Origin of the sequence: Streptomyces sp. NPDC049687, from assembly GCF_044465285.1 — a bacterium.
GTDB lineage: Bacteria > Actinomycetota > Actinomycetes > Streptomycetales > Streptomycetaceae > Streptomyces.
The window spans coordinates 115,536-128,850 of record NZ_JBITLN010000009.1; the positions used below are offsets into that span (position 1 = coordinate 115,536).

The 13,315-nt window shown below is 73.4% G+C and carries 13 protein-coding genes and 1 pseudogene; 10 read left to right on the forward strand and 4 right to left on the reverse strand.

The window, feature by feature from the left end; all coding sequences use genetic code 11:
• Positions 1 to 9: 9 nt before the first annotated feature.
• The 6 genes from ACIBVL_RS26810 (at position 10) to ACIBVL_RS26835 (ending at position 7,148) form a co-directional block, all read left to right on the forward strand.
• Complete coding sequence (locus ACIBVL_RS26810) at positions 10 to 1,254, forward strand: MFS transporter (RefSeq protein ID WP_399100619.1); 1,245 nt, start codon at positions 10 to 12, stop codon at positions 1,252 to 1,254.
• Positions 1,255 to 1,356: 102 nt separating this feature from the next.
• Positions 1,357 to 2,004 carry a hypothetical protein gene (locus tag ACIBVL_RS26815; protein WP_399100621.1) on the forward strand — a complete coding sequence of 216 codons (648 nt, stop codon included), beginning with the start codon at positions 1,357 to 1,359 and terminating at the stop codon, positions 2,002 to 2,004.
• Positions 2,005 to 2,662: 658 nt separating this feature from the next.
• The gene (locus ACIBVL_RS26820) at positions 2,663 to 3,091 is read left to right on the forward strand and encodes a class F sortase (RefSeq protein ID WP_399100623.1); all 429 of its coding nucleotides are present in this window, start codon (positions 2,663 to 2,665) and stop codon (positions 3,089 to 3,091) included.
• A 132-nt stretch (positions 3,092 to 3,223) separates the two neighbouring features.
• A complete protein-coding gene (locus ACIBVL_RS26825) occupies positions 3,224 to 4,558 on the forward strand; it encodes an ABC transporter ATP-binding protein (protein WP_399100625.1) in 1,335 nt (444 codons plus the stop codon).
• Between the two features lie 111 nt (positions 4,559 to 4,669).
• Positions 4,670 to 6,058: an aldehyde dehydrogenase family protein gene (locus ACIBVL_RS26830; RefSeq protein WP_399100627.1), complete on the forward strand. Its 1,389-nt coding sequence runs from the start codon at positions 4,670 to 4,672 to the stop codon at positions 6,056 to 6,058.
• A 10-nt stretch (positions 6,059 to 6,068) separates the two neighbouring features.
• Positions 6,069 to 7,148, forward strand: a complete 1,080-nt coding sequence (locus ACIBVL_RS26835) for a Zn-dependent alcohol dehydrogenase (RefSeq protein WP_399100629.1) — start codon at positions 6,069 to 6,071, stop codon at positions 7,146 to 7,148.
• Positions 7,149 to 7,451: 303 nt separating this feature from the next.
• Here ACIBVL_RS26835 and ACIBVL_RS26840 read toward each other — a convergent pair whose 3' ends face one another.
• From ACIBVL_RS26840 to ACIBVL_RS26850, 3 genes are all read right to left on the reverse strand, one after another.
• Positions 7,452 to 8,372, reverse strand: coding sequence for a DMT family transporter (locus ACIBVL_RS26840; RefSeq protein ID WP_399101232.1), 921 nt, complete (start codon positions 8,370 to 8,372; stop codon positions 7,452 to 7,454).
• Between the two features lie 61 nt (positions 8,373 to 8,433).
• Positions 8,434 to 9,138, reverse strand: coding sequence for an ArsR/SmtB family transcription factor (locus tag ACIBVL_RS26845; protein WP_399100632.1), 705 nt, complete (start codon positions 9,136 to 9,138; stop codon positions 8,434 to 8,436).
• 45 nt (positions 9,139 to 9,183) lie between these two features.
• Positions 9,184 to 9,816, reverse strand: a complete 633-nt coding sequence (locus tag ACIBVL_RS26850; protein ID WP_399100634.1) for a TetR/AcrR family transcriptional regulator — start codon at positions 9,814 to 9,816, stop codon at positions 9,184 to 9,186.
• Positions 9,817 to 9,907: 91 nt separating this feature from the next.
• On the opposite strand from ACIBVL_RS26850, the gene ACIBVL_RS26855 reads away from it, so the two are divergent.
• From ACIBVL_RS26855 to ACIBVL_RS26865, 3 genes and pseudogenes are all read left to right on the forward strand, one after another.
• A complete protein-coding gene (locus ACIBVL_RS26855; protein WP_399101234.1) occupies positions 9,908 to 11,059 on the forward strand; it encodes an acyl-CoA dehydrogenase family protein in 1,152 nt (383 codons plus the stop codon).
• Positions 11,060 to 11,119: 60 nt separating this feature from the next.
• Positions 11,120 to 11,399, forward strand: a pseudogene (locus tag ACIBVL_RS26860) (YiaA/YiaB family inner membrane protein); the annotation flags it as partial.
• A gap of 96 nt (positions 11,400 to 11,495) precedes the next feature.
• Positions 11,496 to 12,122 (forward strand): TetR/AcrR family transcriptional regulator, encoded by a 627-nt coding sequence (locus ACIBVL_RS26865; protein ID WP_399100636.1) that lies wholly within the window; start codon positions 11,496 to 11,498, stop codon positions 12,120 to 12,122.
• A 15-nt stretch (positions 12,123 to 12,137) separates the two neighbouring features.
• Here the strand turns inward: ACIBVL_RS26865 and ACIBVL_RS26870 are convergent, their stop codons facing one another.
• On the reverse strand, positions 12,138 to 12,599 hold the full coding sequence (locus ACIBVL_RS26870; RefSeq protein WP_399100638.1) for a MaoC family dehydratase: 462 nt from the start codon (positions 12,597 to 12,599) through the stop codon (positions 12,138 to 12,140).
• Between the two features lie 111 nt (positions 12,600 to 12,710).
• On the opposite strand from ACIBVL_RS26870, the gene soxR reads away from it, so the two are divergent.
• Positions 12,711 to 13,175, forward strand: a complete 465-nt coding sequence (gene soxR / locus ACIBVL_RS26875) for a redox-sensitive transcriptional activator SoxR (RefSeq protein ID WP_399100640.1) — start codon at positions 12,711 to 12,713, stop codon at positions 13,173 to 13,175.
• Positions 13,176 to 13,315 lie beyond the last annotated feature (140 nt).

Genomic DNA, 13,315 nt, shown 5'->3' on the forward strand with positions numbered 1-13,315 from the left:
GAGGAACTTGTGAGGCCCGGCAGGAACCGCGGCTGGCTGCTCCGTCTCGTCATCGCCTTCGGCTTCGCGCAGGGGGCGGTGTCGATGGCCAGGCCGGCCGTCTCCTACCGGGCCCTCGCGCTGGGCGCCGACGAACGGGCGATCGGCGTCGTCGCGGGCGTGTACGCGCTGCTGCCGCTCTTCGCCGCCGTACCCCTGGGCCGCCGCACGGACCACGGTCGCTGCGCCCCGCTGCTGCCGGTGGGCGTGGTGCTCATATCCGGCGGCTGCGCCCTGAGCGGTCTCGCCGGCTCGCTCTGGGCGATGGCCCTGTGGAGCGGGGTGATGGGCCTCGGCCACCTCTGCTTCGTCATCGGCTCCCAGTCGCTGGTCGCCCGGCAGTCCGCCCCGGACGAACAGGACCGCAACTTCGGCCACTTCACGATCGGGGCCTCCCTCGGCCAGCTGGTCGGCCCGATCGCGGCGGGCACCCTGATCGGCGGCGACGACATGGCGGGCAGCAGCGCCCTCGCCCTGCTCGTCGCGGGCGCGGGCTGCGCGGTCGCGTTCACCTCTCTCTGGCGCATCGAACACCGCGATACGGAGCCCAAGTCCCGTACGGCGAACGGCGACCGCGTCCCGGTGGGCGGCATCCTGCGCGCCCGGGGCGTCCCCGCCGGCATCTTCGTCAGCCTCGCCGTCCTCTCCGCGACCGACATCCTCACCGCCTACCTCCCGGTGGTCGGCGAACACCGAGACATCGCGCCCACGGTGATCGGTGTCCTGCTCAGCGTCCGCGCGGCGGCCACCATCGCCTGCCGCCTGGTCCTCACACCGCTGCTCCGGCTGCTCGGCCGGACACTGCTGCTCGCCGTGACCTGTCTGCTGGCGGCCGTGCTGTGCGCGGGGATCGCGCTGCCGGTGCCGGTCTGGGCGCTGGGCGTGATGCTCGCCCTCCTGGGGTTCTGTCTCGGGGTCGGACAGCCGCTGTCCATGACGACGGTCGTGCAGGCCGCGCCCGACGGCGCCCGTTCCACGGCCCTCGCGCTGCGGCTGACCGGCAACCGTCTCGGCCAGGTCGCGGCGCCCGCGGCGGCGGGCCTGGTCGCCGGGGTGGCGGGCGTGGCCGCACCCTTCGTGATGCTGGGCGTGCTGTTGCTCCTGTCGTCGGGGGTGGCGCTGCGCTCGCCGGCGAAGCCCGCCCGGGGGCCGGGGGAGCCGGCCGCCGACCCCCGTCGCCCCGGGTCGGCCGTGGGCCGGAAGAGGGACAACTGACAGACCCCGGGGCGAGGCTCCCACCATTGCGTGCGGATGTGTGACAAAGAGTCAGATACCAAGTGATTTGTATGAAAATCATCTGATTCGGAGGAATCGCGCATGCACGCCACGCCCCGTCCACGCCGCGCCGGCGCCCGCACCGCCGCCCTCGCGGCCCTCGTCGTCGCGGGGAGCGCCCTGACGGCGCCGGCCGCGGTCGCCGCGCCCATGGCGCCCGGAGACAACGGCACCGTCAAGATCCACCGCAGCCTTCAGGGGCCGGACGGGACGAAGGTCGGCGACCCGCGCGACGATCCCAGGGTCTGCTCGTTCTACCTCGACGCCGCCAACTTCGACACCGTCCAGAACATCACCTGGACCATCGAGACCCAGCCGCTCGACCCGAACGGCGCCTCGCTCGAGGGCGAGATCGACCTCGCCGGCGGTGTCGGCCACACCGAGGACCTGATCCTCCCGGACGGCCAGTACAAGCTGGTGTGGGTGATCACCGGGGGCGGCGGCACCGGAAAGGAGAAGGTGTTCACCGTCGACTGCACCACCCCGCCGACCTCGCCGCCCCCGACCACGGCTCCGCCCACCACCCGTCCGCACCACGGCGGCCCGCACGGTGGCCCGCCGGCCGGCGGTGGCGGAATCGCCCGTGACGCCGCGCTCGGCCCGGTCGCCGGTGCCGCCGCCGTGGGTGTGGCCGCCGTCGGCGGGGTGGTCTGGTTCCGGCTCCGTCGCCGCCCGCATGGCGCCGCGTAGACGCAGGCGCAGGCCCAGGCCCTGGCACCGGACGCGCGCCTTCCGTCTGACCCGGACGGCCGTACTGACCGCCACGCTGGTCACGGGGTGCGTCCACTGGACCCAGGACGAACGACCCCCGGGGGCGGCCTCGGCCGCCCCGGGGGGCTCCGCCGAGGCGGCCGACGCGTCCCGGCGGCCGGGGACGCCCGGCCGGGAGACGGCACCGGGGTCCTCGGGGGCCCCCGTCTCCGGGGGTGCCGGGGCTCCGCGCCCCCAGGACGGGGACTCCCGCCCCGGGCGGACGCCTGCCGACGGCGACTCCCGGGGCAGCGGAGCCCCGGACCCGCGCAAGCCGGTCCGACCGGGCGCCTCGGGCCGGACCGACGGGCAAGGTGCGCCGGGCCGGGCGGGGGAGCCGGACGGCTCGGGTCAGCAGGGTCGGCGAGGTCCGTCGGGCCGGCCGGATCAGCCGGGGCGGACCGGCAGCCAGGGGCGGCCCGGTCGGGAAGGGCAGCCGGGGCGAGCCGGTCAGTCCGGTCAGCCCGGTCAGCCCGGCCGGTCACGGCAAACCGGCCAGTCGGCTCGGCCGGCCCCCGTCCGCCCCCGCGTCAAGCCCGCCACCCCCCGCCCGCTCCCGCGCTCCCGCGCCACCCGTCTCGCCATCCCCTACATCGGCGTGGACGCCCCCGTCATGGACCTCCGCCTCGATGCCCGGCGCCGCCTCCCCGCGCCCCCGGAGAACGACGCCCACCGCGTCGGCTGGTACGCGGAGGGCCCGACGCCGGGCGAGCCGGGGACCGCCGTGGCCGTCGGCCACCTCGACACGGACACCGGGCCGGCCGTGTTCGGCGGCCTTTCCGAACTCGGGCGGGGCAAGCTGATCGAGGTCCGCCGCGCCGACGGCCGGACCGCCGTCTACGTCGTCGACGCCCTCCGCAGGTACGAGAAGGCGCACTTCCCCAACCAGGAGGTGTACGGCGACCGGGGCCGCCCCGAGCTCCGGCTGATCACCTGCGGCGGCACCTTCGACCGCAGGGCCGGCTACGACGGCAACCTCGTCGTCTTCGCACACCTCAGCCGGCTCCTCGCCCCACGCGCCCCCTGAGCCGAACCGGGCCGTCCGGTTTCTCACTTGTCGGACCGCGACGTCCGATCCGGGCGTGTCCCTTCCCCCGGGCGTGCACAGTCCGTTAACTTCCGTGACTCACGAGACCAGTTGGCACCCGGGGACGCTTCCATGACACGCGCCATCTCCCTGCACGACATCAGCAAGGTCCACGCCAGAGGAGTCCGGGCCGTGGACCGGCTGTCGCTGCACATCGAACCAGGCGAGTTCCTGGTCCTCCTCGGGCCCTCCGGCTGCGGCAAGTCCACCGTGCTCAGAATGATCGCGGGCCTGGAGCACATCACCGAGGGGGAGCTGCTCCTCGACGGCAGCTACGCCAACGATCTGCCGCCGTCCGCGCGGGACATCGCGATGGTCTTCCAGAACTTCGCCCTCTACCCGAACATGACCGGCCGCGACAACATCGGCTTCCCCCTGCGCATCGAGACCCCGGGCGCCGACCCGCGCCCGCGCATCGACGCCACCGCGCGGATGCTCGGCATCGAGGACCTCCTCGACCGCTTCCCCGCCCAGCTCTCCGGCGGTGAACGCCAGCGCGTCGCCATGGGCCGGGCCATCGCCCGCCACCCCTCCGCCTTCCTGATGGACGAGCCCCTGTCCAACCTGGACGCCAAGCTCCGCAACCATCTGCGCGCCGAGATATCCAAGCTGACCCGGGAGCTGGGCGTCACCACGGTCTACGTCACCCACGACCAGGCCGAGGCCATGTCGCTCGGCGACCGGGTCGCCGTCCTGCGCGGCGGCATCCTCCAGCAGCTCGACAGCCCGCGGGTGGTCTACGCGCTGCCCCGCAACATCTTCGTCGCCGCCTTCATCGGAACCCCGCGCATCAACCTCCTGCGCGGTCTGGTCCGCGCCCCGCTCGACGGGGCCATGACGATCAGCCTCGGCAAGCAGGCCCTGCGCCTGCCCGAGCCCCTCTCGCTGGACCACCGGCTGCTGCGCGTGCAGCAGGGCCGCGAGGTGATCGTCGGTCTGCGCTCGGAGGCGGTGCGCATCGCCACGCCCGCCGAGGCCCGCGCAGAGGAGACGCACATCACCGGGCTCGTGGAGCACGTGGAGTTCCAGGGCCACGAGGTCCTGGTTCACTTCAACACCGGCTCCAGCCCCGCCGTCGTACCGGAGCTGGAGGCGCCCCGGCCGGTCCCGCGCCCGCCCCGGCGCCGCCGTGAGGGCCGCGTGCTGGACCGGCTGCGGGAACGCGCGGGCAGTCTGCGGGCGGGCCCGGTCGTCGTCCTGGACGAACCGGCACAGCGGGACCTCCCGCCCGCCGGTCCCGAGACCCGTGTCCCCGGCGACCTCGTGGTCCGCACCACCCCCGACTTCGACCTCCGCCACGGCATGCAGGTGCCCCTCCTCGTCGACACCGCCCACCTCTTCGTCTTCGACCAGCACGGCGACCGCATCTGCCCGGCCCCCGCGCGGCTGCCGGACCTGGAGGAGTGACCCGTCCCACTCCCCGTGCGCCTCCCGTGTCACCCCGGGCCGCCCTGGTGTCGGAAAACTAACGACGCTAGTTTGGGGCACGGACGACGAGCACCGCCCGGAGGGAACGCGATGAAGGCACACGACGGCATCTATCTGGACGGCGGCTGGCGCCCCGCCGCGAGCCAGGACGTGATCGAGGTCGTCGACCCGGCCGACGAGCAGGTGATCGCCCGGGTCCCGGCGGGCGACGCCGAGGACGTCGACGCCGCCGTACGGGCCGCCCGCGCCGCACTGCCCGGCTGGGCGGCCACCCCGCCCACCGAGCGCGCCGCCCGCCTCGGCGCCCTCCGGGACGTCCTGGCGGCCCGCAAGGACGAGATCGCCGAGACCGTCACCGCCGAACTCGGCTCCCCGCCGCCCCTCGCCCAAGCGGTCCACGCGGGCCTGCCGATCGCGGTGGCGGGCTCCTACGCCGACCTCGCCGCCACCCACTCCTTCGAGGAGAAGGTCGGCAACTCGACGGTCTTCCACGAGCCGATCGGCGTGGTCGCCGCGATCACGCCCTGGAACTACCCCCTGCACCAGATCGTCGCCAAGGTCGCCCCGGCCCTGGCCGCCGGCTGCACGGTGGTCCTCAAGCCCGCCGAGGACACCCCGCTCACCGCCCAGCTCTTCGCGGAGGCCGTCCACGAGGCGGGCGTCCCGGCCGGTGTCGTCAACGTCGTCACCGGCCTCGGCCCGGTCGCCGGCCAGGCCCTCGCCGAACATCCCGGCGTCGACCTGGTCTCCTTCACCGGCTCCACGGCCGTCGGCAAGCAGATCGCCGCGACCGCCGGGGCCGCCGTCAAGAAGGTGGCCCTCGAGCTCGGCGGCAAGTCAGCCAACGTCATCCTGCCGAGCGCCGACCTCGCCAGGGCGGTCACCGTCGGCGTCGCCAACGTGATGTCCAACTCCGGCCAGACCTGCAGCGCCTGGACCCGCATGCTGGTCCACCGCGACCAGTACGACGAGGCCGTCGAACTGGCGGCCGCCACCGCCGCCACGTACGCCGACCGCATCGGCCCGGTGGTGAGCGCCAAACAGCAGGCACGCGTGCGCGGTTACATCGAGAAGGGCATCGCCGAGGGCGCCCGGCTGGTCGCGGGCGGCCCCGAATCCCCTCGCGAGCGGGGCTACTTCATCGCGCCGACGGTCTTCGCCGACGTCACGCCCGAGATGACGATCGCCCAGGAGGAGATCTTCGGCCCGGTCCTGTCCATCCTGCGCTACGACGACGAGGAGGACGCCCTGCGCATCGCCAACGGCACGGTCTACGGCCTGGCCGGCGCTGTCTGGGCCGGCGAGGAGGCCGAGGCGGTGGCCTTCGCCCGGCGTTTGGACACCGGCCAGGTGCACATCAACGGCGGCCGTTTCAACCCGATGGCACCGTTCGGCGGTTACAAGCAGTCGGGCGTGGGCCGGGAACTCGGCGCGCACGGGCTCGCCGAGTACCTCCAGACCAAGTCCCTGCAGTTCTGAGGAGGCTGCCGTGGTTCGCGCCGCCGTACTGCCCGCCGTGGGCGCTCCCCTGGAGATCACCGACATCGACCTCCCGCAACCCGGCCCCGGCCAGGTGCGTGTCCGCCTCGCCGCCGCCGGGGTCTGCCACTCCGACCTGTCCCTGTCCGACGGGACGATGAGGGTGCCGGTCCCCGCGGTGCTCGGCCATGAGGGCGCGGGGACGGTCGTCTCCGTGGGGGAGGGCGTCACGGGGGTGGGGCCCGGTGACGGTGTCGTCCTCAACTGGGCTCCTTCCTGCGGCGGTTGTCACGCCTGCGGGCTGGGCGAGGTCTGGCTGTGCGCCAACGCCCTGAACGGCTCCGCCGACGTGTACGCCCGCACCGCCGACGGCACCGACCTCCACCCCGGTCTGAACGTCGCCGCGTTCGCCGAGGAGACGGTCGTCCAGGCCTCCTGCGTCCTGCCCCTGCCCGACGGCGTCCCGCTCACCGACGCGGCCCTCCTGGGCTGCGCGGTCCTCACCGGCTACGGCGCCGTCCACCACTCGGCGCGCGTCCGCCCCGGCGAGACGGTCGCCGTCTTCGGTGTCGGCGGAGTCGGGCTCGCGACCCTCCAGGCCGCCCGGATCGCCGGCGCCTCGACGATCGTCGCCGTGGACCTCTCCCCGGAGAAGGAGGAGCTGGCGCGAGCGGCGGGCGCCACGGAGTACGTGCTCGCCTCCGACCGGACGGCCCGCGAGATCCGCGCCCTCACGGGCAAGCAGGGCGTCGACGTGGCCGTGGAGTGCGTGGGCCGGGCGGTCTCCATCCGCACGGCCTGGGAGTCCACCCGGCGCGGCGGCCGCACCACGGTCGTCGGCATCGGCGGCAAGGACCAGCAGGTCACCTTCAACGCCCTGGAACTCTTCCACTGGGGCCGGACCCTCTCGGGCTGTGTGTACGGCAACTCCGACCCGGCTCGGGACCTGCCGGTGCTCGCCGAGCACGTCCGGGCGGGCCGCCTGGACCTCTCCGCCCTGGTGACGGAACGCATCGCCCTGGAGGGCATCCCGGCGGCCTTCGAGAACATGCTGGCGGGCAAGGGCGGAAGGGCCCTCGTCGTCTTCTAGTGCCGCGGCAGGCAACGTTTGCCCGTCAAGGAGCGGCGTCGTGGGGGTCCCTCCCGCTCGAGCGAAGCCGAGAGTGGGGGAGCGTGCTCTCGGCGTGCCGGGCGCAAGCCCTCGTACTGGACGTACTTGGGGTTGTGCCCGGTGCGGCGAGAGGGCGTGCCGGGCGTCGCGACGGGGCGAACGTTGCCTGCCGCGGCACTAGCCCCTCGAGGCGACGGGCACCCCCCTGGCGGACTCCGCCCGCATCGTCGCCCTCTCCGTGATCGCCCCGATCCCATCGAGGTCCCCTCGGGCCGGGTCCGTTCACGCTGAGACGTCCGCCTCCTCGGGCTGCCGCTCCGCCGTGGCCCGAGGAGGCCGGGACCGGGACACCGCCACACCCGCCAGACACAGTGCCCCGCCCGCCAGCGTCAACGGCCCCGGCACCTCGCCGAGCGCCAGCCACGACATCAGCACCACCAGCGCGGGTACGGCGTAGGTGGTCGCGCCCATACGGCCTGCGGTCGTCCTGGCCAGGGCGTACGCCCAGGTGGTGAAGGCGAGCGCGGTCGGAACGACGCCCAGGTAGACCATGTTGAGGGTGGCGGACAGCGGGGCGTCGGCGGCCTCGTGCGCCAACTGCCCGGCGAACGGCAGACACATCACCGCCCCGACCAGACACCCGGACGTCGTCACCTGCAGCGCGCTCGCGTGCCCGAGCGCCGGCTTCTGCGCCACCACCCCGCCCGCGTACGCCACGGCCGCCAGCAGACACAGCGCCACGCCCAGCAGCGAGGACCCGCCCCCGCCCGACATCGACAGCCCGACGGTCACCGCGCCCGCGAAGGACACCGCCATCCCCGCCAGCAGCCTCGGCGGCAGCCGGTCGCCGAGAAACCGTGCGCCCAGCAGGGCGATGAGCAGCGGCCCGATGTTCACGACCAGGGCCGCCGTCCCGGCGTCCACCTCCTGCTCGCCCCAGTTCAGCGCCACCATGTAGAACCCGAACCACAGCACCCCCGACGCCGCGATCCCGGGCCGGGCGGCCCTCGGCGGCCACCCCTCACGCCGTACGAGGCACAGGATCCCCAACGCCACCGCACCGGTCAGCAACCTCCCGAGCGCCAGCGCGCCCGGCGAGTACGCCTCCCCGGCGCTGCGGATCGAGACGAAGGCGGAGGCCCAGGCCGCGACCGTGACGACCGCGGCGCCGGCGGCGAGGACAGAGGTACGGGGGCTGTTCATCATGCTCCTGAGGCTAGGAAGGGAAGGAGGAGGGTGCTCGCGGAATTCGGACGGGGTCTCGCTATCGGAGCGCCGCCGCCTCGAGCCCCAGCAGCTCGCCCAGCGCCCGCTCGCCCGCCGCCGTCACCTTCACCGCCCGCTCCGAGCCGATGCGCACGCACCAGCCCGCGTCGAGGGCGTGCCGGCACAGCGCCGCGCCGGCGGCGCCGGCGAGGTGGGGACGGCGTTCGGTCCAGTCGAGGCAGGCCCGGGCCAGCGGGCGGCGGCCCGCCCGGGCGAGCGGGATGCCGACGCCCTGGAACCACCGCAGCCCGGTGTCCGTGAGCGCGAACCCGGTGTGCCGGCGCAACAGCCCGCGGGCGACGAGCGCGTCGGTGACGGCGATGCCGAGCCGTCCGGCGAGATGGTCGTAGCAGGTGCGGCCGCGGGCCATCGCCGAACCGGCGTTCGCGGCCCGCAGGGTGCGCGGGGACGTCACCGGCACGACCCGGGAGGCGAGGTCCTCCACGAGCTGGGCGACCCGGGCGTCGGCGAGACGTACGTACCGGTGCCGCCCCTGCCGTTCCTCGGCCAGCAGGCCGCCCGCGACCAGCTTGCCGAGGTGCTCGCTGAGCGTCGACGCGGCCACACCCGCGTGCCGGGCCAGCTCACCCGCGGTCCACGCCCGCCCGTCGAGCAGCGCCAGCAGACAGACGGCCCGCGTCTCGTCGGCGATGAGCCCCGCGAGAGCGGCCAGTCCCGGTGCCCTTACGTCCTTGCCGGTCATGGATCCAGCATGGGCCACGAACACTTCGGCACCCGCCGAAACGTCCTAGCGCAGCTGCTCGTACTGCTTGGCCAGCCCGTCGAGGAGTGCCGTCAGTCCCGTGTCGAAGGCCCGCTCGTCGATCTTCTCCTGCTGTTCGGCGAGACGGTGCGCCTGACCGAGATGGGGGTAGTCGGCGGGGTCGTAGGCGCTCGCGTCGTCGACGAAACCGCCGGCGAACGAGCCCAGCGCGGAGCCCATCACGAAGTACCGCATCAGCGCGCCGATGGAGGTGGCCTGCGCGGGCGGCCAGCCCGCCGCGACCATCGCGCCGTAGACGGCGTCGGCGAGCCGGAGGCCGGCCGGACGGCGGCCGGGGCCCTGGGCGAGGACGGGGACGATGTTCGGGTGGTCGCGCAGGGCGGCCCGGTAGGAGACCGCCCAGTCGTGCAGCGCGGTCCGCCACTCCCGGCCGTCCTCGAACATCGACAGATCGACCTGGGCGCTCACCGAGTCGGCGACGGCCTCGAGGATCTCGTCCTTCGTTCGGAAGTGGTTGTACAACGACGGCCCGCTGACGCCCAGTTCGGCGGCGAGCCGACGCGTGGAGACGGCCGCCAGGCCCTCCGCGTCCACCAGCGCCCGGGCGGTCTCGACGATCCGGTCGGTGCTCAGGAGGGGCTTGCGCGGTCGGGCCATGGCGCACATAGTAGGGCTGCGCCATGGAAACTAGCAGTGCTAATTTAAATGTCCGGCTTTCAAAGGCCTTGTCCGGTGGGGTGATCTCGTGGTGAACCTGGGGCTCAGCGAGGAGCAGGAGGCCGTCCGGCGGCTCGCCCACGACTTCGTGACGCGCGAGATCACCCCGCACGTCGTCGCCTGGGACCGCGCCGAGGAGGTCGACCGGGGCATCGTGAAGAAGCTCGGCGAGGTCGGCTTCCTCGGCCTGACGATCGACGAGGAGTACGGCGGCTCCGGCGGCGACCATCTGGCGTACTGCCTGGTCACGGAGGAGCTGGGGCGCGGCGACTCGTCCGTGCGCGGGATCGTGTCGGTGTCCCTCGGGCTGGTCGCCAAGACGATCGCGGCCTGGGGGAGCGAGGAGCAGAAACGGCACTGGCTGCCGGGGCTCACCTCCGGCGCGTACGTCGGCTGCTTCGGTCTCACCGAGCCCGGCACCGGCTCGGACGCCGGCCACCTCGCCACCCGGGCGGTCCGCGAGGGCGACGAGTACGTCGTCAACGGCACCAAGATGTTCATCACCAACGGCACCTGGGCCGATGTCGTCCTGCTCTTCGCCCGCTCCACGGACGCCCCGGGCCACAAGGGCGTCTCCGCGTTCCTCGTCCCCACCGACACCCCTGGCCTGACCCGCCGCGCCGTCCACGGCAAGCTCGGCCTGCGCGGCCAGACGACCGCCGAGCTGGTCCTGGAGGACGTCCGGGTGCCCGCTTCCGCGCTGCTGGGCGAGGAGGGCAAGGGCTTCTCGGTCGCCATGGCGGCGCTGGCCAAGGGCCGGATGTCGGTCGCGGCGGGCTGTGTCGGCATCGCCCGGGCCGCCCTGGACGCGGCGGTGCGCTACGCCGGTGAGCGCGAGCAGTTCGGGAAGACCATCGCCCACCACCAGCTGATCCAGGAACTGCTCAGCGACATCGCCGTCGACGTCGACGCGGCCCGGCTGCTGACCTGGCGGGTCGCCGACCTGATCGACCGCGGGCTGCCGTTCGCCGTGGAGTCGTCCAAGGCCAAGCTCTTCGCCTCCGAGGCCGCCGTCCGCGCCGCGAACAACGCCCTGCAGGTCTTCGGCGGCTACGGCTACATCGACGAGTACCCGGCGGGCAAGCTGCTGCGCGACGCCCGCGTGATGACCCTCTACGAGGGCACGAGCCAGATCCAGAAGCTGGTCATCGGGCGGTCGCTGACGGGGGTCTCGGCGTTCTGAGTACCCGTCTGAGTACATGAGCGGATGTGGCGCGGGCCACTCCCGCCGGATCCTGTCCCCATGAGTGACACACCGGTCAAGCAGCAGAACACGGCCGCGTTCTACGGGCAGGCCGTCGCCTCCTTCGGCGTCGCCATGGCGGCCACGGCGATCGGCATCTACCAGCTCGACACGGACGCCTGGGTGCGGGCGTTCCTGGCGATCGCGGTCCTGTACCTCGTGACTTCCGCCTTCACCCTGGCGAAGGTGATCCGCGACCGGCAGGAGTCCGGACGATCCTGAGCCGGTCGACCGGTCCCGCCCGGAGCACCTCCTCGCCGAGCACATCCCCTTCGAGCAGAGCCAAGGGGTTCCCCTGGGCCGAACAGCCGCGCTAAGCAACCGCTCACCTTCGGCGGTATGGTGGAGCGACTGTACCGAGAGGGGCTAGCGAGCGATGAGTACGGCTCAGGAGACGGCCGACGGGGAGATCGAGCCGTGGGACGAGGTCACCCCCGACGCGGCCAGGCGACTGCTCGTCGCCGCCGTGGAGGCCTTCGCCGAGCGTGGCTACCACGCGACGACGACCCGCGACATCGCGGGCCGCGCGGGCATGAGCCCGGCCGCCCTCTACATCCACTACAAGACCAAGGAAGAGCTGCTCCACCGCATCAGCCGGATCGGTCACGACCGCGCGCTGGACATCCTCCGTACGGCGGCGGCCGGCGAGGGCAGCGCGACCGAGCGGCTCGCGGAGGCCGTCAGCTCCTTCGTCCGCTGGCACGCGGGACGGCGCACCACCGCGCGGGTCGTGCAGTACGAACTGGAGGCCCTCGGCCCCGAGGCCCGCGCCGAGATCCTCGCGCTGCGCCGCCAGGTCGACGCCGAGGTGCGCGGGATCATCGAGGACGGCGTGGCGGCGGGCGAGTTCGCGGTCCTGGACGTCCATGGGACGACCCTGGCGGTGCTCTCCCTCTGCATCGACGTGGCCCGCTGGTTCAACATCGAGGGTCCGCGCACGCCCGAGGAGGTCGGCGCGCTCTACGCCGACCTCGTGCTGCGGATGGTGGGCGCGGCGAAGTAGCGCCCACCGGCGGGCCTACAGGTAGTAGCGGGAGACGGACTCCGCCACGCAGACGGGCTTGTCCCCGCCCTCGCGCTCCACGCTGAACGCGACGCTGACCTGGACGCCCCCGGTCACGTCCTCGACGCCGGTGATCGTCGCGGTGGCGCGCAGCCGGGAGCCGACCGGGACGGGCGAGGGGAAACGCACCTTGTTCGTCCCGTAGTTGACGCCCATCTTGACGCCCTCGACCTTGATCAGCTGCGGCCCGAACAGCGGCAGCAGCGACAGCGTCAGATAGCCGTGCGCGATGGTGGTCCCGAACGGCCCGGCGGCGGCCCTCTCCGGGTCGACATGGATCCACTGGTGGTCGCCCGTGGCCTCGGCGAACAGATCGATCCGCTTCTGGTCGACGTCCAGCCAGTCGGTGTACCCCAGCTGCTCGCCCACCGCCGACCTCAGTTCCCCGGCGGACGTGAAGATCCTCGGCTCTGCCATGTGTTCTCCGGCCCTCTCGCGCGACAGCATGCTAAGCGACTGCTTAGCATGGTAGGGCGTGAGGCCCCTGTCAACGGACCGGGGTGTGACGCGGTCGGTAGGCTTCGGGGGATGCCCCAGATCCCTGAGAAGATCCACGAGCTCACGGTCGGCCAGCTCGCCGCCCGCAGTGGCGCCGCCGTCTCCGCCCTGCACTTCTACGAGTCCAAGGGCCTGATCAGCAGCCGCCGCACGCCGGGCAACCAACGCCGCTACCACCGTGACACGCTCCGCAGGGTCGCCTTCGTCCGCGCCGCCCAGCGGGTCGGCATCCCCCTGGCGACGATCCGCGAGGCCCTCGCGGAACTCCCCGAGGAACGCACCCCCACCCGCGAGGACTGGGCCCGCCTCTCGGAGACCTGGCGAGCCGAACTGGAGGCACGCATCCAGCAACTCAACCGCCTCCGAGACCACCTCACCGACTGCATCGGCTGCGGCTGCCTCTCCCTCGAGTCCTGCGTCCTGTCCAACCCGGACGACGCCTTCGGCGAACGCCTGACCGGGTCCCGGCTACTGGCCGAGAAGGGGAGGGGCTGACGCCGAGCCCCGAGGGGATGCGGGGTGTCGGGCGAGGGCGGGCACGCCGTGGCTGGTCGCGCAGTTCCCCCCGCTCTTTCAGGCCGGCAGAGGCGCCCACGCAGCGAGCGGCGCCCGCCGGCGCGGGGCGGGCGAAAACC